Source organism: Microbacterium murale (genome assembly GCF_014635185.1).
Taxonomy (GTDB): Bacteria; Actinomycetota; Actinomycetes; order Actinomycetales; family Microbacteriaceae; genus Microbacterium; species Microbacterium murale.
In genome coordinates this window covers 312,226-330,242 of record NZ_BMCM01000002.1, presented here as the reverse complement: position 1 = coordinate 330,242, position 18,017 = coordinate 312,226, and the positions used below count along the sequence as shown (strand labels likewise).

The window sequence follows — 18,017 nt, the reverse complement described above, 5'->3', positions numbered from 1 at the left end:
GGGCCGGAGATCACCCGATCCTGCTCTGTCTGAGCGTCGGCATCCCGGCTAGTCTGGCCGCATGTTGTACGAGCACCTCGGGGCTCGGCCCCGGATCCATGACACCGCCGTCATCGCGCCCACTGCCGTCATCTCCGGTGACGTGGAGATCGGTGCGGACTGCCAGGTGCTGCACGGCGCCGTGATCACCGCGGAGGGCGGCCCGATCACACTGGGCGAGAACGTCATCGTGATGGAGAACGCCCTGTTACGAGCGACAGCGGCGGATGCCGTGCACATCGGCGCGCACTCGCTGATCGGCACCCTCGCAAGCGTCGCCGGCGCGAGCATCGGAGAAGAGGTCTTCCTCGCCTCAGGCGCTCGAGTGTTCAACGGCGCGAGGATCGCAGAGCGTTGCGAAGTGCGCGTGAACGCGATCGTGCATCGTCGTGCCGTGCTGCCGGAAGGAACCGTGGTACCCATCGGATGGGTCGCCGTGGGCAACCCGGTGCAGCTGTTCTCACCCGATCGCGCCGAGGAGATCGCCGAGGCACAGCCCGAACTCGACTTCCCCGGTCATGTGTTCGGCGTGGACCGCGACACCCCGGACCTCATGGTGCAGCTCACCGAACGGTACGGTTCGTCGCTTGCACGGCACAGAGACGACCTGCCCGCCTGAGCGACAGCATCCGTTCGGCGTGAACCGCGGCATCCGTTCGGAGTGAGCGACAGCGTCCGTCCGACTGAACGCGTGACGGATCTACAGATGTCGGCTCAAAAAACAGATGTCGGCCGAATCCCGAAGATTCGGCCGACATCTGTTTATTTGGACTGACGTGTGTGCGAGCGATTCAGCTCAGATGACGCCCTGGGCCAGCATCGCCGTCGCCACACGCTGGAAGCCGGCGATGTTCGCACCGGTCACGTAGTCGCCCGGCACCTCGTACTTATCGGCGGCCTGGAACGCGGCGTCGTGGATGTCGGCCATGATCTCGCGCAGCTTGTTCTCGCTGTCGCCGAAGCTCCAGCGCTGGCGCGATGCGTTCTGGCTCATCTCGAGAGCAGACGTCGCGACGCCACCCGCGTTGGCGGCCTTACCAGGTGCGAAGAGCACGCCGGCCTGCTGGAACGCGGCGACCGCATCCGGAACGCAGGGCATGTTGGCGCCTTCCGAGACGGCGCGCACGCCGTTCGCGATGAGGGCCTCGGCGTCGGCGAGACTGACCTCGTTCTGCGTGGCTGAGGGCACCGCGATGTCGACGGGAACCTCCCACACGCTGCCGCCCTCGACGAAGCGCGCACTGGAGCGTCGGTTCGCGTACTCGACGATGCGGCCGCGCTCGACCTCCTTGATCTGACGCAGCAGATCGAGGTCGATGCCGGCGTCGTCGACGACGTATCCAGAGGAATCGGATGCCGTGACCGCGGTCGCGCCGAGCTGAGTCGCCTTCTGGATCGCGTAGATCGCGACGTTTCCTGAGCCGGAGATGCCGACGCGCTTGCCATCGAGCGACTCGTTGTGCACCGCGAGCATCTCCTGCGCGAAGAACACCGCGCCGTATCCGGTGGCCTCGGTGCGCACCTCGGCGCCACCCCAACCAGTGCCCTTGCCGGTGAACATGCCGGACTCGTGACGGTTGGTGATCTTGCGGTACGAGCCGAACAGGTAGCCGATCTCGCGCCCGCCGACACCGATGTCACCGGCAGGAACGTCGGTGTGCTCGCCGAGATGGCGGTACAGCTCGCTCATGAACGACTGGCAGAAGCGCATGACCTCGGCATCGCTCTTGCCATGCGGATCGAAGTCCGACCCGCCCTTGGCGCCGCCGATGCCCTGGCCGGTGAGCGCGTTCTTGAAGATCTGCTCGAATCCGAGGAACTTGATGATCGACAGGTTCACCGAGGGGTGAAAACGCAGTCCGCCCTTGTACGGGCCGAGCACCGACGAGAACTGGATGCGGTAACCGCGGTTGACCTGCATCTTCCCGGCGTCATCCACCCACGGAACGCGGAACATGATCTGGCGTTCCGGCTCCACGATGCGATCCAGGATGCCGGCCTCGACGTACTCCGGGTGCTGCTCGAGGACGGGGGCGATCGTTCCGAGCACCTCGTGCACAGCCTGCTGGAACTCGGGTTCGTGCGGGCTGCGGGCCAGCACCGTGTCGAACACGGGCTGGACGGACGCGGTGAGCGGGTGGAATTCGGTGTGGGTTGCGGTCACGCGGGACGGCTTTCTGAAGAGTGTGGCTGAGGGGGCGATCGTGTCGCGCGAGAATGCGTGCCGGGTCGGGCACGAGATTTCACCTTACCCCGGGTGTTTCCGTGGTGCGCGCCACGGACCGATCACCCGGTGTTCTGCAGGCCGGCGGCCACGCCGCTGACCGAGAGCAGCAGCAGACGTCGCTGTTCGTCGTCCGCCCCTGATCCGGGAGCCGCTGAGCGCAGCTCACGCAGCGCACGCAGTTGCAGCAGCGACAGCGCATCCACATACGGACTGCGCAGCGTCACCGCGCGCTGCAGGATCGGCTTGTTCTCGAGCAGGCCGTTGCCACCGGTGAGGCGGATGACCCACTCCTTCGTCAGCGTGAGCTCATCGAGCACCAGTTGAGCGAGATCGTCGCGGTCGCCGAGCGCGAGATAGCGACGGGCGATGCGCTCATCGGTCTTCGCGAGGCTCATCGCGACGTTGTCGATCATGGTGCGAAGCAGCGGCCAATCGCGGTACGCGTCCTTGAGAAGTGCCTCGTCCCCGACGCTCTCGAGGGCCGTTCCGAGTCCGAACCAGCCGGCGAGGTTGATACGCGCCTGCGTCCACGCGAACACCCAGGGGATCGCACGGAGGTCTTCCAGCGATTCTACCGAGAGCCCGCGACGGGCGGGGCGCGAGCCCAGCGCGAGCAGCCCGATCTCTTCGAGAGGCGTGACCGTGGCGAACCACGGTGCGAAGCCGTCGGCCTTCACCAGGGCGAAGAACTTCGCGCGTGAGGTCTCATCCATCACCCGCGCGACGTCTGCGAAGCGCGCGGCCGCACCGCTCGTGCGCTCCTCGACGCTCGGCGATGACGCCAGCAGAGTGGCTGCGGCGACCTGATCGATGTGGCGCATCGCGATCGCCGGTTCGCCGTATCGGGCGAAGATCGTCTCGCCCTGCTCGGTGAGCTTGAATCGTCCGTCGACGGAGTGCGGTGGCTGCGCGAGGATCGCGGAGTTCGCCGGTCCGCCGCCTCGACCCAGCGCACCGCCCCGGCCGTGGAAGAGGGTCAGCGCGATACCGGCATCCTTCGCCCACAGGGCGATCTTCTCCTGTGCCTCGTAGAGCGCGAGGTTCGCGGCGACGGGTCCGACGTCCTTCGAGGAATCGGAGTAACCGAGCATGACCTCGAGGCGATTGCCGGTGGCGGCCATACGGGAACGGAACTCGGGGAAGTCGACGACCTCCGCGAGGATGCCCGGCGCCGCCTGCAGGTCGGTGAAGGTCTCGAACAGCGGCACGACGTCCAGCACCGGCACGTCGTCGCCCAGCGCATGGCGGGCGAGGCGGTGCACGTTCGCGAGGTCCTCGGCCGACTGCGTGAACGAGACGACATAGCGGCCCGCCGCACGGGGCCCGTAGGTGCGCTGGATGTCGGCGACCGCGCGGAAGACGTCGAGAACCTCGCGCGTCTTCTCACTGAGCTCCGCGCCGCCATCGAGCTCGGCGAGAGCCTCTCGGTGCACCTGCGAGTGCTGACGCACCTCGAGCTCGGTGAGGTGGAATCCGTAAGTCTCGACCTGCCAGATCAGGTGCTGGACGCCGCCGAACGCGTGCCGGTTCGCGCCGGATGCCACCAATGACTCCTGCACGGCGCGCAGGTCGGCGAGCAGCTGCTCCGGGTCGGTGTAGGCGCCGTCCGCACCTGACCGGGTCCGCGCGACACGGCTGGCGAGTGCGAGCAGAACGCGACGGTGCGGCTCTTCGGGGGACCGCGCGGCGATCTCGCCTGCGGCGCTCTCGTCGGTCTCGACGAAGGAATCCCATAGCGCGACCACCGCGGCGCTGGGTGGAGTGCCCTCCGCATCCAGCGTGAGACCACGGCCGATGCGCTCGATGGCACGTTCCAGGCCGCGCAGTACGTGATCTGAGGCGATGCTCGCCGCTTCGCGGGTGATGGATGCCGTGACGAAGGGGTTGCCGTCGCGGTCGCCTCCCACCCACGACCCGATCCGTACGAAGGCGGGGACGACGGGAGCGCTCGCGCCGGAGTCATCGCCGCGCAGAGCGTCGTCGATGCGGCGGTAGACGTGCGGAACCGTGGTGAAGAGCGTCTCGTCGAACACCGACATGACCGTGCGCACCTCGTCGGTGGGCGACGGCTTCTGTGCGCGCAACGGCGCCGTGCGCCAGAGCGTGTCGACCTCTTCGAGCATGCGGCGGTGCGCGCGGTGCTGCTCGGCGCCGCCCTCGCTCGCGGTGTCGTGCTGCGTGAGCAGCTCGGAGAGCCGGCGGATGCTGGCGGAGACGGCGCGACGGCGTGCCTCGGTGGGGTGAGCGGTGAACACCGGGTGGAAGCGCAGATCCCTCAGGCGGCGCGCGGCCTCCTCGTCGCCGACCTCGCGGCGCAGCTGTGCATACGCGGTGGCGACGGTGTCCACAGCATCCTCGCGCCCCGGGTGTCCGGCGCGCTCACGCAGGATGCGCACCCGCTGATGCTCCTCGGCGAGATTCACCAGGTGGAAATAGCAGGTGAACGCGCGCGCGACTTCGTCGGCCCGCTCGACGGAGAATGAATCAGCGATCTCGGTGGCACGGTCGAAGGCCTCGGTGCTCTCCTCGTCGTACGCCTGGATGGTCGCCAGCCGCAGCCGCTCGACGTCGTCGTACAGTCCGGCGCTGCCGCACTCGCGCAGCACCTGACCGAGTAGTGCGCCGAGCATGCGGACATCGCCGCGCATCTCGTCTGGGATCCCGCGTCCGGCCTCGAATCGACCGATGACGCGGATGGCCTCTGTGTTGGTGGGCTCAGGAGTCACCAGTCGAGGTTATCGCCGTGCAGGAGTCATACATGACCACGTGACCTCCGATGAACCTGAGGGCGGCGGATAGCATGGGGAGCGATGTCTGACTCCCGAAATCTTCTACGCACGCAGCAGTTTCCCGCGGTGCTTCTTCTCCTGGCGGCGGCGCTCGGACTCGTGCTCGCGAACACGCCCGCATTCGGGCCGATCGATGCCGTGCTGGGGTTCCATATCGCAGTTCCGGGCACTGCGATCGACCTCTCGGTCGCGCACTGGATCTCGGACGGACTGCTCGCGATCTTCTTCTTCGTCGTCGCGATGGAGTTGCAGTTCGAGCTCACGCGCGGTGAGCTGAACTCGCTGAGCAAGGCGCTGCAGCCGGCGATCGCCGCTGCGGGCGGTGTGCTCGTGCCGATCCTGATCTACCTGATGATCGCCGGTGGAGACCAGACGGCCAGGGGCTGGCCGATCCCGACGGCCACGGACATCGCGTTCGCGCTCGGTGTGCTCGCCGTGTTCGGCAAGGGCCTGCCGCCTGCCGTTCGCGTCTTCCTGCTCGCACTGGCGATCCTCGACGACATCATCGGCATCATCTTCATCGCGGTGCTGTTCGCCCACGACATGAACTGGCTCTATCTGCTGCTGGCCGTCGTCGGCGTCGTCGTCTTCGGCGCGCTTTCTCGCATGCTGCCGACGAAGCACTCGCGGCTGGTCGTCGCGGCGATGGTCATCGTGGGTGTGCTGGTCTGGGCTCTGATGATCTCGTCGGGCATCCACGCGACGATCGCCGGAGTGATGCTCGGGCTCGCCATGGCGCAGACTCCTGCGATGCCCACGCGGCACGCGCTCGACCCCTGGGTCAATGGGGCGATCCTGCCGATCTTCGCATTCGCCGCTGCCTTCGTGATCATTCCCGCGGTGTCGCCGTCCGAGCTCTCGCCGGCGTTCTTCGGCATCGCCGTCGCCTTGCCGGTGGGCAAGATCATCGGCATCACTGCGTTCGGATGGGTGGCCATGCGAATCGGACCGAGAGACAAGGGGCCGGCTCTGACGATCACCGATCTTCTTGCAGCGGGGGCGCTCGGCGGTATCGGCTTCACCGTCTCGTTGCTGCTGGCGAACCTCGCTTTCGCAGACGACCCCGCCGTACGCGACCAGGCGATTCTCGGTGTGCTCGTGGGGTCGCTCATCGCGCTGGTGCTGTCGGGCGTCGTCGTCTCGTGGCGTGCCGCGTGGTACCGCCGCGCCACCAAGACCGTCGCGTGATCGCAGATTCGACGAGGGAGCATCATGACCGAGCATCCTGATCCACTGCGCACCGATCCACTGCGCACTGATCCACTGCGCACCGCCGCCGAGACGATGCGCGCAGTCCGCGAGAGGTGCGTCTGGTCGCAGCAGATCACGCATCGTGACCTCGTGCCGTACCTGATCGAGGAGTCGCACGAGGTCATCGATGCGGTCGAAGACGGCACACGGTCAGACCTCCGTGAAGAGCTCGGCGATCTGCTGTGGCAGGTGCTGTTCCACGCGGCGATCGCCGCGCAGGACCCGGACGATCCATTCGACATCGACGACGTGGCCCGCACGTTGACCGAGAAGATGGTCAGGCGGCATCCGCATGTCTTCGCCGGCGAGGTGGCGAACACGCCCGAAGAGGTGCTGGTGCACTGGAACGCGGCCAAGGCCGCCGAGAAGCGCTCCCGTACGAGCGTGCTGGACGGAGTGCCTCGAGGGATGCCGGCGCTCGCGCTCGCGCAGAAGGTGCTCGGCAGAGCGGCACGGGTCGGGGCCGGCGACGACGTCGCGCTCGCCGCTCACGATGCCGCCGAGGTCGGGGCCGCACCGGAATCCGAGGAGGAGCTCGGCGACCTGCTGCTGATGCTCACGGCCACGGCCCGCGAGAACGGCTGGGATGCCGAGCGCGCACTGCGCGAGCGTCTGCGCCTGCTCGAGGCCGACGTCCGCACGGCCGAGTCCGGCTGACCGCTCGCGGGGGAGAGTTCCGTCCAGACCTGGAAAGATAGACGCGTGGCTACTGTGAACGCGCCGCGCGGCATGCGCGACATCCTCCCCGCCGACAAGGCCCGCCGTGAGCGCGTGCTCACCGTGATCCGCGAGCGGTACCTGGCGCACGGGTTCGACGAGATCGAGACGCCGGCGCTCGAGGAGTACTCGCGTCTGCATTCGGGCATGGGCGGCGACAACGAGAAGCTCGCCTACAACGTGCTGCGCAGGGGAATGGATGCCGAGGCGATCCGCGAGGGCGCTGATGACGCCGCTGCGCTCAGCGATCTCGGTCTGCGCTATGACCTCACGGTTCCGCTCGCCCGATTCTTCGCGAGCAATCGCGGGCAGCTTCCGGGCGTCTTCCGTGCGATCCAGATCGGTCCGGTGTGGCGCGCGGAGCGCCCGCAGAAGGGCCGGTACCGCCAGTTCGTGCAGTGCGACATCGACATCATGGGAGATGATTCCTCGCGGGCCGAAGCCGAGCTCATGGTCGCGTCCCTGGACGCGGTGGACGCTCTCGGCCTCGACGGTGCGAGCGTGCGCATCAACGATCGTCGAGTGCTCGACTGGATGCTGGATGCCTTCGGCTTCACCGCAGACGAACGCCCCGGCGTGCTGATCACGATCGACAAGCTCGACAAGATCGGTCCTGACGGGATCGTCCGAGAGCTCCGCGAGCGGGATGCCACAGCATCCGCGGTCGACGCGTTCGAGACGTTCCTGCGTCGCCCGCAGACCATGGAGTTCAATCCGTTCGGCGAACGCCAGATCCGCAAGGCCCTCCCTGGGAACGCTCCGGACGAGATCGTCGACCACCTCGTCGGCATCGGCGAGGCAGTGGCGGCAGGGCGCGGGATCGAGGGCGACATCCCGCTCGTCTTCGACCCGTTCCTGGTGCGCGGCATGGGCTACTACACCGGCACGATCTTCGAGCTCGCGCATCCATCCGTGCCGTATTCGCTGGGCGGCGGCGGACGATACGACGGCATGATCGGTCGGTTCCTCGGCCAGCAGGTGCCGGCGGTCGGCTTCTCGCTCGGCTTCGAGCGCCTCGTCGATCTCGTCGATCTCGGAGCGGATGCCGATGCTCAGGCCGTCGTGCTCGTGCATGACGCCGACGTGCCGGTGGCAGAGCTCGTCGCGCACAAGGCCGCGCTGATCCGTTCGGGTTCGCGCGTGCGCCTTGAGCGCAGGGTCAAGAACTTCAAGGCGCTGCTCGAGCGATCGGCCGCCGACGGATACACCGCCTTCGCGACGGTCTCCGCCGGCGCCGAGGTCGGCGCGCTGGAGCTCAAGCCGCTCACCTGACCGTTTCCGTCGTGTCGCCCGCAGCACATCCGTCGGTACGGATCACGGCCGTCGGTCGAGAATGCGCATTCTCCGCCGACATCCGTGATTTCAGCTGACAGGTGTGCCGGCGTTCACGCCGCGTTCATTCCCGCGCGGTGTGATGGTGTGCATGGCAGGAGTGCGCACCGCGATCGCCGTGGCGACGGCGGTGGCATCCGCGATCGTGCTGGGCGGGCGATCGCTCCTCGTCCACCAGGCCGCGATCGCACGGCGGCGAATCGGAAAGCCTCTCGGCGAACAGTCTCTGGTCGCGGACCGGGTGTGGAAGCGCTCACTCGACGGTCGACCCATCGAGCTGCTGCTGTTGGGAGATTCTCTCGCGGCAGGTCTCGGTGCGGAGCATCGAAAAGAGACACTGGGCGGACGTATCGCCAAGGGGCTGGCGAAGCGGATGCAGTGCCCGGTGCGGTTGCGCACGGCAGCCGTCGTCGGCTCGGAATCGTCTGCGCTCGCCGGACAGCTCGATGACCTTCCGGGCGACTACCGGGCCGACGTCGCGGTGATCGTGGTCGGTGGGAACGATGTGACCCACACGATCCCGCCGTCTGCGGCAGCAGAACGATTGGAACAGGCGATCATCAGGCTCAGGGATGCCGGTACCGCAGTGGTCGTCGGTACTTGTCCCGATCTCGGCACGCTCCAGCCGGTGCCGCAGCCGCTGCGAGCGCTGATGTCACGGATGTCGCGCAGACTCGCCCTGGAACAGACCAAGGTCGCCTGGCGGACTGGAGCCGTTCCGGTCGACCTGCGACAGGTTCTCGGCCCGACATTCCATGATCAGCCCGACGAGATGTTCAGCCTCGACCGATTCCACCCCAGTGCTGCCGGCTACCGCGCCACGGCCGACGCCCTGTTGCCTGCGGTGCTCACGGCACTCGAGTCGCGCGGGGTGAGCGTGGCGCCCCCGAGAACAGCACTCGACATCTGATCGCCGAGCACCGACCGGGTGCGCCGGGCTCGGTATCGTGGAGCACAACGCCTGCAGGGGATGAACCGATGAACGTCGCACACCCGATCGACCTCGCCACATGGCCGCGTCGCGAGCATTTCGAGCATTACCGCAAGCGAGTGCCGTGCACGTATGCCATCACGGTCGATGTCGACGTGACAGACATGGTGGCCGCGCTGCGCGACAGCGGGCGGAAGACCTACATCGCACAGGTCTGGGCCCTCGCGTCGATCGTCAACAGGCACGCCGAGTTCCGCATGACAATCACCGACGATGGGGAGCCGGCCGTCTGGGACGTGCTGCACCCGGCGTTCACCGTGTTCAACCCGGAGCGAGAGACCTTCGCGTGCGTCTGGTCGGCCTTCGACAGCGATTTCGCACGGTTCCACGATGCGGCCGCGCCGCTGTTGGAGATGCACCGGAGCGCGACGAGTTTCTTCCCCCAAGGGGATATGCCCCCGAACACCTTCGATGTGTCGAGTCTCCCGTGGACGCAGTTCACCGGCTTCTCGCTGCAGATCGACGGCGGGTGGGACCACCTGCTGCCGATATTCACGCTCGGCCGTTATTTCGAGCGCGACGGTCGCACGTTCCTGCCGCTGGCCATCCAGATGCATCATGCCGCCGCCGATGGATTCCACACCGCGCGCCTGATCGACGAGTTCACGGCTCTCGTTGGCGACCCGACGTGGCTCACCTCGACAACCACCTGAGACGATGCCGAGCGCTTGCCGGTCGTCCTGACGGCAGTTGTGGCGCGACCGTTCAGCGAACGAGTCGCAGCCGCAGCATCCGATACGCCACGCCGACGAGCACGACGCCGGTGCCGATCAGCGAGGCGACGATCGGCAGCGTGTTGACGAGTACCAGACAGCCGAGCACTCCGACCACCTGCAGCACGCGCGGATAGCGTCGAGCGGCCCCTGACTGCCGGAAGGCAGCGGCGTTCGCGATCAGGTAGTACAGCAGCACGCCGAACGACGAGAATCCGATCGCGTTCCGCAGATCTGCGAAGAGCACGATGACGATCACGATGATGGCGATCGCGATCTCCGCTCGCTGAGGCACCTTCCACCGCGGGTGGACGGCGGCGAGGAAGCGCGGCAGGTCGGACTCCCTCGCCATCGCGAGCGTCGTGCGGCCGATCCCGGTGATCAGGGCCAGCAGAGCACCGAGGGATGCCGCGGCCGCGGCCACGCGCACGACCGGGGCGAGCGCGGTCCAACCCGCGGCGTCGACCACCGCTGCGAGCGGTGCCGCGGTCGATCCGGCATCCGCCCCGAGGGTGAGCATCACGACGACGGCGATGAGCGCATAGACGACGACCGCTCCGGTGAGCGCGAGTGCGATCGCCCGCGGGATGGTTCGTGCGGGGTCCACGACCTCTTCGCCCATCGTGGCGATGCGCGCGTAACCGGCGAACGCGAAGAACAGGAGTCCAGCGCCCTGCAGCACGCCGTAGGCGGTGACATCGGGGAGCGGGGCGGGGGTCGCGGAAGCGGATGCCGTGAACCCTCCGGCGACCACCACAGTCAGCCCGATCAGCGAGATGATCACGAGGATGCGGGTGAGGAGAGCCGTCCGCGTGACACCGAAGCAGTTGACGGTGGCGAGGGCGGCGACGGCCACGATCGCGACCGGCACTTGCCAGCCCTCCGGCGCGGCGTATGCGGCGAACGTCAATGCCATCGCCGCGCAGCTGGCGATCTTGCCGATCACGAAGCACCAGCCGGCGATGAAACCCCACCACGGGCCGATCTCGGCCCTGGCATAAGCGTAGGTGCCGCCGGAGACGGGATGCACTGCGGCGAGCTGCGCGGATGAGGTGGCGTTGCAGAAGGCGACGACCGCTGCGATCGCGAGCGCGATCAGCAGCCCTGACCCCGCGACCTCGATCGCGGGTCCCCACACCGAGAACACTCCGGCGCCGATCATCGATCCGAGCCCGATGGCGACGGCATCCGTGAGAGTCAGACGACGTGCGAGTTCCACCCGGTCATCGTGACACGCGATGGTGAACGGGCGGGGTTCAGGGCTGGCGCGCCGCCGTGACCCGCTTCTTCTCGCGGATGTAGACCTCTCGGCGCACCCGCGCGACGACGTCGCCGTCGCGGTCGGTGATCACGGTCTCGAACCACTCGAGCACCTTCGCGCCGCCCTCGGCGCGCTCGCGAAGTTCGGCCACCTTCTCGGGGGAGACGTGGAACTCCGCCGTCAGCACCCCGCGTCCCGGCTTCACGAATTCGATCTCGCCACGGGTGTCCCACACGACGTAATCGCGACCGAGCTGGTGCATCACGAGCATGAAGAAGTACGGGTCGGTCATGGCCGACATCGAGCCGCCGAAGGCCGTCTTCACGTAGTTGCGGGTGATGAGGTTCACATGCAGTTCGACGGTCGCGTGCGTCCAGTCCTCGCTGAAGCGGCGGATGCGTATGCCGCTGAACAGGTTCGGAGCCCACAGACTCATGCCGGTGGCCAGGCGACGGGGCGTGATGCGCATGACGTCAGTGTGACGCAGCCCTCGCGCCCCACAAAGCGAAGTGGAGGGTTGCGACAACTGTTCTAGTTGAACTAGAATTACAGTAATTACTGGGAGAGGTGCGACGTGCTGATCAGGATCGATGCGGAGAGCTCGCGACCGCTGTTCGAGCAGGTCGCGTCGTCTGTGCGCGGTGACATCCTCGCCGGGCGCCTCCTCCCAGGAGACAGGCTGCCCTCCGCGCGCGAGGTCGCTGAGGCGCTCGACATCAACCTGCACACCGTGCTGCGCGCGTACCAGCAGCTGCGCGACGAAGCACTCATCGACCTGCGCCGGGGTCGGGGAGCGGTGGTGTCGGCGTCGGCCGCGCCGCTGGCCGAGTTGGCCAGCGACGTCTCAGCGCTCGTGCACCGTGCCGCCACGCTCGGAATCACGCCTGCCACTCTTGCCGCCCTCGTCACGGAGATCGAATCATGAACACTGTCGCCAGTACCCAAGACATCCGCCGCGCTCGTCGCTCGTTCCTCCTCGTCGGACTCGTGGTTCCGGTCGTCCTGGCGGCGATCGCTGTCGCATTCATCGTCGCCTGGTTGCCTGACCTGCCAGAGACGATCGTCACCCATTGGGGTCCGGAGGGACCTAACGGCTATGCGAGTCCCGCGCTGTTCGTCTGGGTTCAGGCCGTGCTTGGGCTCGGGCTTCCACTGCTGCTGACGTTGCCGATCCTGGCGCTCATGAAGAACTCCTGGGGCGTCACCTGCCGGTTGCTCGCCGCGATCTCCTTGGGCACGGCCGCGCTCCTCTCCGTCATGTTCGTTGGATCCGTGGCGATGCAGCGCGAGTCGACCAGCTCCGCACTGGGCATCGGAACAGTGCTGGCGCTCGGCTTCGGCGCTCTCGTGGTGATCGGACTCATCGGCTGGTTCGTGCAGCCGAACGTGACGACATCTGCTGGGCAGGTATCTGACGAGGCGTCGCTGCACCTCAGGCTCGCACCGGGAGAGAAGGCCGCCTGGTTCGGCGCAGCCGCGATGGGGCGACCAGGGATCATCGGTCTCGCCGTCTCAGTGCTCGTTCTGTGCGCCACCACGGTCTGGGTGTTCGTGCTCGGCGACAGCTCCGCGTGGATCCTCGCAATCGTCACACTGCTGTTGATCGCACTCATCGCCATGACGCTCGTGTTCCGCGTTCGCGTCAATGCCGCCGGCCTGCGTGTGCGCTCGGTCGTGGGCTGGCCCCGATGGGATATCGCCGCATCGGAGATCGCCGATGTGAAGGTCGTGCAGGTGAACCCCATGGCCGAGTTCGGCGGATGGGGTCTGCGCATCGCCGTCGACGGGCGCATGGGCGTCGTGCTTCGCACCGGAGAAGCGCTGCAGGTCACTCGCACCACGGGGCGCGTGTTCGTCGTCACGATCGATGATGCTCGCACCGCGGCATCCGTTCTGTCCTCCGCAATGAAGGGAACCGACTCATGATTCGCATCCGCCCCGCAGCCACCGTCGCATTCATCCTGCTCGCCTGCGGATCGGCCTGGCTCGTCGCGCTGCCGCTGTGGCTCGACGGCGGGTTGGCCAATCCACTCGCCGGCATCCTCATCCCGGTCATGATGTTCACGCCGGCGCTCGCCGTGCTCATCGTCATGCCCGTGTTGCGACCGGTGCCCAGAGGAGACCGGCTCCGGTTCCTCGGCATGTGGCCGTTGCGGCCCGCGAAGCGCGTGGTGTGGATGACGGTGCTCGGATTGTTCGCGCCCATCGTCGTCATCGCGGTATCCGTCGCCGTGGCGGCGCTGTTCGGCTGGGTGAGATTGGATCTCGTCGAGTTCTCCGGTTTCGCCGAGCAACTCGAGGCGAGCCTGCCCGCCGGGGTGCCCGCGCCGCCTGCAATCGTCGTGATCCTTTCGCAGCTGGCACTGATCCCGTTTGCCGCCGCGACGATCAATGCAGCGCTGGCGTTCGGTGAGGAACTCGGCTGGCGCGGATTCCTCGTACCGGCGCTGCGGCAGTACGGCACATGGCCCGCGCTGCTGATCAGCGGTGCGCTGTGGGGTCTGTGGCACTCGCCGGTCATCCTGCTCGGTTACAACTTCGGCCGCACCGACATCACCGGCGTGCTGCTGATGACGGCTGGGTGCATCGCCTGGGGAGTGCTGCTCGGCTGGTTGCGGCTGCGCTCGGCATCGTTGTGGCCGGCGGTCTTCGCGCACGGGGCGATGAATGCCGCCGGCGGGATGATCCTGTGGTTCTACGCGGCAGGCACGAGCGTCGATCCGGCGCTCGCGGGCATGCTCGGCGCGGCAGGCTGGATCACGTGCGCACTGGTCGTGGTGGTGCTGATCCTGACCGGGCAGTTCCGCAAGCAGCCGGAGTTGGATGGTGCGGCAGGACGGATGCTGTCGGCGCCGCGTCAGCGCAGTGAATGACCCTCGCGGGTCAGCACCCGTCTATTGACGCCACCCCGGCACAGGAGTTGGGTGGAGCCATGGCTGAATCGACCGCCGAGAACTGGCGCCGCGCAGACGAGTACCTCGCCGAGACCCTTGTCGGACACGACTCCGCGCTCGAAGCGGCGCTGGCGGCGCAGCGCGCCGCAGGTCTGCCCGACATCGAAGTGGCACCGGTCAGCGGCAAGCTGCTCAACCTGGTCGCCCGGATCAGCGGTGCACGACGTGTGCTCGAGATCGGCACGCTGGGTGGCTACTCGACGATCTGGCTCGCGAGGGCGGTCGGCGAGGACGGCACTGTGACGACGATCGAGGCGGAGCCCGCCAACGCCGCGATCGCCCGTGCGAGCATCGATGCCGCCGGCGTGGGGGAGCGCGTCGCGATCCGCATCGGACGAGGTGCCGACGTGCTGCCGACGCTTGAGGGGTCGGACCCCTTCGACCTCGTGTTCATCGACGCGGACAAGGAGTCGAACACGATCTACCTCGACTGGGCCGCGCGGCTCGGCCGCCCTGGAACGGTGATCGTGCTCGACAACATCGGCCGAGAAGGCGAGATCGTCCGCGACGACACCACGGACCCGCGAGTGATCGGGACGCGCGATGCTCTCCGGATGCTCGGTGAGGATCCCCGCTTCGACGCCACGGCTCTGCAGACCGTCGGGATCAAGGGCTGGGACGGCGTCGCACTTGCCATCGTCGTCTGAACGACGGGTGTACTGACGCTTCATCTCGTGTGAATTGTTGCTCCTATGTGATCGCGCCGCGCTCCTTTGAGCGGGGTGGTTTCACGTACGCGTCCTCCGGTTAGCGTGACTTCTGATCACGAACGGGCGCTCCGGCGCCTGACGGAAGGACACCAACGATGGCGAATCTCGCAGCGGTCATGCCCGCTCTCGGATCGATCGAAATGCAGGAGGTGCCGCTGCCTGATCCGCTCCCCGGCCAGGCGGTCGTCAGGATCGAAGCAGTAGGAATCTGCGGCTCGGACACTGCGTACTACCGCGTCGGCTACATCGGCGACTGGAAGGTCGAGGCGCCGATCATCCTCGGACACGAAGCATCCGGCACTGTTGTCGAGATCGGCGACGGAGTCACCAATGTCGAGGTCGGCGATCGCGTCGCCATCGAACCCGGAACACCGTGTCGCAACTGCGAGGAGTGCCTCGCCGGGCGGTATCACCTGTGTCCGGACTTCATCTTCCTCGCGACTCCGCCCTACGACGGTGCGCTCGTGCAGAACCTGTCGATCGATTCACGCAACCTGTTCACGATCCCCGACTCGATGTCGTTCGAGGCTGCGGCACTGTGCGAGCCGCTCTCGGTCGGCCTGTGGGCATGCCGCCGTGCGGGGCTCCTCCCCGGAGACCGGGTGCGAGTGACAGGCGCCGGACCCGTCGGCATCCTCGCAGCGCAGGTCGCACGTGCGGAGGGCGCTTCCGATGTCGTCGTCTCCGACATCTCCGAGTTCCGCCTCGGCGTCGCCGAGAAGCTCGGCTTCCGCACGGAGAAGGCAGGAGATGTTCCCGAGGGGCCCGGTCACGAGGACGCCGACGTGCTGCTCGAGTGCTCAGGTGCCCCTGGCGCCCTCGCCCAAGGCCTCTGGCGTCTGCGCAACGGCGGGAGAGCGGCAATGGTCGGCCTGCCCAAGCAGGACGTCAGCCTGGCGCTGTCACGACTCAACGTCAAAGAGATCTCGATCTCGCTGGTGAACCGGTATGCGCACACCTGGCCGACCGCGATCGCGTTCGTCTCGAGCGGTCGAGTCGACGTGGAGTCGCTCGTCACCCACCGTTTCGAACTCGCCGACACCGAATCCGCTCTCACGCTCGCCGGAGATGTGACCGACTCGCTGAAAGCGGTCGTCTACCCGAACGGTATCCCCACCCGCTGATGTCCTCCACCCTCATCGCCCCCACGGAGGCGCAGACGAAGGTGTCGTCGAAGCGCAGCTCTCCCGCCTTCCGTCGTCGCCGCCGCCGTGGTTACGCCCTCTTCGCGCTGTTCGCGTTCCCCAATCTCGCCCTCATCGCGGTGTTCGCGTACTGGCCGATCATCGAGAACCTCTACCTGAGCCTCACCAGTTGGGACTTCATCTCCCCGGAGCCGTTCTTCGTCGGCTTCTCGAACTACACGGCGCTGTTCGCCTCGGAGTCCTTCCAGAACGTGCTGTGGATCACCGTCGTGTGGGTGGTGGTCGTCGTCGGTGTGAGCCTGCTGTTCGGCGTCGCCCTGGCCGCGTTGTTCTCGATGAAGCTGCCCGGCACGACAGCGGTCACCGGCATCGTCTTCGCGCCGCACGTGATCTCGGGTGCTGCCATCGCGGCCGTGTGGTTGTTCATCTTCGATCAGAATTACGGCCTCGCCAGAGTCGCCTTCAACATGTTCGGGCTGGATTCCCCGGCGTGGACGACGGACGCGAACTGGGCGCTCGCTGCACTGCTCATCGTGTCGATCTGGAAGGGCGTCGGCTTCGTCGCGATCGTCTATCTGGCCGCGATGCAGGGGCTTCCGTCCGAAGTCCTGGAAGCCGCGCGGATCGATGGTGCGAACCGGTGGCAGACCTTCTCGCGGATCACGTTGCCGCTGCTGTCGCCGACGACGTTCTTCCTGGTCATCACACAGACGATCAGCGCGTTCCAGGCATTCGACATCATCGCGGTGATGACGGGCGGCGGCCCAGCGTCCGCCACGACGACCCTGAGCTGGTTCATCTACGACCAGGCATTCCAGCGCTCCAACGTCGGGTATTCGGCGGCGGCCGGAACGGTCATGTTCGTCATCCTCATGGTCATCACCGCGCTGCAGTTCAAGTTCATCGAGAAGAAGGTGCATTACTGATGGCCGCGATCATGACTGCGCTTCAGAATGAGCCGGGCACCGATGACGGCGTGAGTACCACAGGCGTCACGACCGGCGACCGCAAGCGGCACCGACGCAAGGCGAGTCTCGCGCGGAACTGGTGGGGATACCTGCTGCTGATCGCTGCCGGCCTGGCGTTCGTCCTGCCCCTGTACATCCTGGTCACGACCGCGTTCAAGACAAATGGCGAGATCTACACCTGGCCGATGAAGTGGTTGCCGTCCGAGTTCACGTGGGACAACCTCGTCGCCGCATGGGAACTCGCGCCGTTCGACGCCTTCATCACGAACTCGGTGATCGTCACGGTGATCGGCGCCACGGCGAAGATCGTGCTCGCCGTGTTCACGGCATATGCGTTCGCGTTCCTGCCGTTCCCCGGCAAGAACGTGCTGTTCCTCGTCATGCTGGGCGCGCTGATGGTGCCCGGCCACGTGACGCTGCTGGTGAACTACATCACGATCGGGAACATGGGGCTGATCAACACCTACGCCGGCCTCATCCTGCCGGGTGTGGCGTCCGCGTTCGGGACGTTCCTCCTTCGGCAGCATTTTTTGTCGCTGCCGAAAGAGGTGTTCGAGGCAGCCGAGGTCGACGGGGCCGGGCATCTGCGAAAGCTGTTCTCGTTCGCACTGCCGATGTCGATTCCCGCTGTCGCCACGGTCGGGCTGATCGCCGTGATCGACGAGTGGAACAACTTCGTCTGGCCGCTCATCATCACGAACTCGGTGAACATGCGCACACTCCCCATCGGACTGATGTATCTGAAGGCGAACGACGGGCTCACGTCATGGGGCGTGCTGATGTCGGGCACCCTCGTGGTCGTGCTGCCGATGCTCATCGTCTTCCTCTTCGCGCAGCGCTTCATCGTCACCGGTCTCACCGGCGCCGCCGCCGGCAGCGGTCGCTGAGACCTCCTCCCTCTCCACCTTCCGCACCTCATC

The 18,017-nt window shown here is 66.8% G+C and carries 17 protein-coding genes; 13 read left to right on the top strand and 4 right to left on the bottom strand.

Going from position 1 to position 18,017, the window contains the following annotated elements:
* The first annotated feature begins 61 nt into the window (after positions 1-61).
* Positions 62-658: a gamma carbonic anhydrase family protein gene (locus IEV67_RS08020; protein WP_188436054.1), complete on the top strand. Its 597-nt coding sequence runs from the start codon at positions 62-64 to the stop codon at positions 656-658.
* Between the two features lie 177 nt (positions 659-835).
* On the opposite strand, the gene gdhA is transcribed toward IEV67_RS08020, so the two are convergent.
* A complete protein-coding gene (gene gdhA, locus IEV67_RS08015) occupies positions 836-2,203 on the bottom strand; it encodes an NADP-specific glutamate dehydrogenase (protein WP_188436053.1) in 1,368 nt (455 codons plus the stop codon).
* A gap of 122 nt (positions 2,204-2,325) precedes the next feature.
* Positions 2,326-4,914 (bottom strand): phosphoenolpyruvate carboxylase, encoded by a 2,589-nt coding sequence (locus IEV67_RS08010; protein ID WP_229702969.1) that lies wholly within the window; start codon positions 4,912-4,914, stop codon positions 2,326-2,328.
* 162 nt (positions 4,915-5,076) lie between these two features.
* On the opposite strand from IEV67_RS08010, the gene nhaA reads away from it, so the two are divergent.
* The 5 genes from nhaA (at position 5,077) to catA (ending at position 9,999) form a co-directional block, all read left to right on the top strand.
* A complete protein-coding gene (gene nhaA, locus IEV67_RS08005) occupies positions 5,077-6,243 on the top strand; it encodes a Na+/H+ antiporter NhaA (RefSeq protein ID WP_188436051.1) in 1,167 nt (388 codons plus the stop codon).
* 24 nt (positions 6,244-6,267) lie between these two features.
* Complete coding sequence (locus IEV67_RS08000; protein ID WP_188436050.1) at positions 6,268-6,963, top strand: nucleoside triphosphate pyrophosphohydrolase; 696 nt, start codon at positions 6,268-6,270, stop codon at positions 6,961-6,963.
* Between the two features lie 72 nt (positions 6,964-7,035).
* Positions 7,036-8,295, top strand: coding sequence for a histidine--tRNA ligase (locus IEV67_RS07995; protein ID WP_229702966.1), 1,260 nt, complete (start codon positions 7,036-7,038; stop codon positions 8,293-8,295).
* A 151-nt stretch (positions 8,296-8,446) separates the two neighbouring features.
* Positions 8,447-9,265 carry an SGNH/GDSL hydrolase family protein gene (locus IEV67_RS07990; protein ID WP_188436048.1) on the top strand — a complete coding sequence of 273 codons (819 nt, stop codon included), beginning with the start codon at positions 8,447-8,449 and terminating at the stop codon, positions 9,263-9,265.
* A gap of 68 nt (positions 9,266-9,333) precedes the next feature.
* Positions 9,334-9,999, top strand: coding sequence for a type A chloramphenicol O-acetyltransferase (catA, locus tag IEV67_RS07985; protein WP_188436047.1), 666 nt, complete (start codon positions 9,334-9,336; stop codon positions 9,997-9,999).
* A 52-nt stretch (positions 10,000-10,051) separates the two neighbouring features.
* On the opposite strand, the gene IEV67_RS07980 is transcribed toward catA, so the two are convergent.
* Together IEV67_RS07980 and IEV67_RS07975 are read right to left on the bottom strand one after the other, a co-directional pair.
* Entirely contained in the window at positions 10,052-11,221 is a 1,170-nt protein-coding gene (locus tag IEV67_RS07980) for an APC family permease (protein ID WP_229702964.1), read from the bottom strand.
* A gap of 94 nt (positions 11,222-11,315) precedes the next feature.
* Positions 11,316-11,789, bottom strand: coding sequence for a DUF4442 domain-containing protein (locus IEV67_RS07975; RefSeq protein WP_188436045.1), 474 nt, complete (start codon positions 11,787-11,789; stop codon positions 11,316-11,318).
* Between the two features lie 105 nt (positions 11,790-11,894).
* Between IEV67_RS07975 and IEV67_RS07970 the strand changes: the two genes are divergently transcribed.
* The 7 genes from IEV67_RS07970 (at position 11,895) to IEV67_RS07940 (ending at position 17,984) form a co-directional block, all read left to right on the top strand.
* Complete coding sequence (locus IEV67_RS07970; protein ID WP_188436044.1) at positions 11,895-12,245, top strand: GntR family transcriptional regulator; 351 nt, start codon at positions 11,895-11,897, stop codon at positions 12,243-12,245.
* Positions 12,242-13,246 carry a DUF1648 domain-containing protein gene (locus IEV67_RS07965; protein WP_188436043.1) on the top strand — a complete coding sequence of 335 codons (1,005 nt, stop codon included), beginning with the start codon at positions 12,242-12,244 and terminating at the stop codon, positions 13,244-13,246. The genes IEV67_RS07970 and IEV67_RS07965 overlap by 4 nt, the downstream gene beginning before the upstream one ends.
* Positions 13,243-14,193 carry a CPBP family intramembrane glutamic endopeptidase gene (locus IEV67_RS07960; RefSeq protein ID WP_188436042.1) on the top strand — a complete coding sequence of 317 codons (951 nt, stop codon included), beginning with the start codon at positions 13,243-13,245 and terminating at the stop codon, positions 14,191-14,193. The genes IEV67_RS07965 and IEV67_RS07960 overlap by 4 nt, the downstream gene beginning before the upstream one ends.
* Before the next feature lie 59 nt (positions 14,194-14,252).
* On the top strand, positions 14,253-14,921 hold the full coding sequence (locus IEV67_RS07955; RefSeq protein WP_188436041.1) for an O-methyltransferase: 669 nt from the start codon (positions 14,253-14,255) through the stop codon (positions 14,919-14,921).
* 158 nt (positions 14,922-15,079) lie between these two features.
* Positions 15,080-16,108: an NAD(P)-dependent alcohol dehydrogenase gene (locus IEV67_RS07950; RefSeq protein ID WP_188436040.1), complete on the top strand. Its 1,029-nt coding sequence runs from the start codon at positions 15,080-15,082 to the stop codon at positions 16,106-16,108.
* Positions 16,108-17,055, top strand: coding sequence for a carbohydrate ABC transporter permease (locus IEV67_RS07945; RefSeq protein ID WP_188436039.1), 948 nt, complete (start codon positions 16,108-16,110; stop codon positions 17,053-17,055). Before IEV67_RS07950 ends, IEV67_RS07945 begins: the two co-directional genes overlap by 1 nt.
* On the top strand, positions 17,055-17,984 hold the full coding sequence (locus IEV67_RS07940; RefSeq protein WP_188436038.1) for a carbohydrate ABC transporter permease: 930 nt from the start codon (positions 17,055-17,057) through the stop codon (positions 17,982-17,984). The genes IEV67_RS07945 and IEV67_RS07940 overlap by 1 nt, the downstream gene beginning before the upstream one ends.
* The last annotated feature ends 33 nt before the right edge of the window (positions 17,985-18,017 follow it).

Coding starts and splice junctions, on each gene's coding strand:
- IEV67_RS08020 (WP_188436054.1), top strand. CDS start 62: ATGTTGTACGAGCACCTCGGGGCTCGGCCCCGGATCCATGACACCGCC.
- IEV67_RS08010 (WP_229702969.1), bottom strand. CDS start 4,914: ATGCGCGGCGATGTCCGCATGCTCGGCGCACTACTCGGTCAGGTGCTG.
- nhaA (WP_188436051.1), top strand. CDS start 5,077: ATGTCTGACTCCCGAAATCTTCTACGCACGCAGCAGTTTCCCGCGGTG.
- IEV67_RS08000 (WP_188436050.1), top strand. CDS start 6,268: ATGACCGAGCATCCTGATCCACTGCGCACCGATCCACTGCGCACTGAT.
- IEV67_RS07995 (WP_229702966.1), top strand. CDS start 7,036: ATGCGCGACATCCTCCCCGCCGACAAGGCCCGCCGTGAGCGCGTGCTC.
- IEV67_RS07990 (WP_188436048.1), top strand. CDS start 8,447: ATGGCAGGAGTGCGCACCGCGATCGCCGTGGCGACGGCGGTGGCATCC.
- catA (WP_188436047.1), top strand. CDS start 9,334: ATGAACGTCGCACACCCGATCGACCTCGCCACATGGCCGCGTCGCGAG.
- IEV67_RS07980 (WP_229702964.1), bottom strand. CDS start 11,221: ATGATCGGCGCCGGAGTGTTCTCGGTGTGGGGACCCGCGATCGAGGTC.
- IEV67_RS07975 (WP_188436045.1), bottom strand. CDS start 11,789: ATGCGCATCACGCCCCGTCGCCTGGCCACCGGCATGAGTCTGTGGGCT.
- IEV67_RS07965 (WP_188436043.1), top strand. CDS start 12,242: ATGAACACTGTCGCCAGTACCCAAGACATCCGCCGCGCTCGTCGCTCG.
- IEV67_RS07960 (WP_188436042.1), top strand. CDS start 13,243: ATGATTCGCATCCGCCCCGCAGCCACCGTCGCATTCATCCTGCTCGCC.
- IEV67_RS07955 (WP_188436041.1), top strand. CDS start 14,253: ATGGCTGAATCGACCGCCGAGAACTGGCGCCGCGCAGACGAGTACCTC.
- IEV67_RS07950 (WP_188436040.1), top strand. CDS start 15,080: ATGGCGAATCTCGCAGCGGTCATGCCCGCTCTCGGATCGATCGAAATG.
- IEV67_RS07945 (WP_188436039.1), top strand. CDS start 16,108: ATGTCCTCCACCCTCATCGCCCCCACGGAGGCGCAGACGAAGGTGTCG.
- IEV67_RS07940 (WP_188436038.1), top strand. CDS start 17,055: ATGGCCGCGATCATGACTGCGCTTCAGAATGAGCCGGGCACCGATGAC.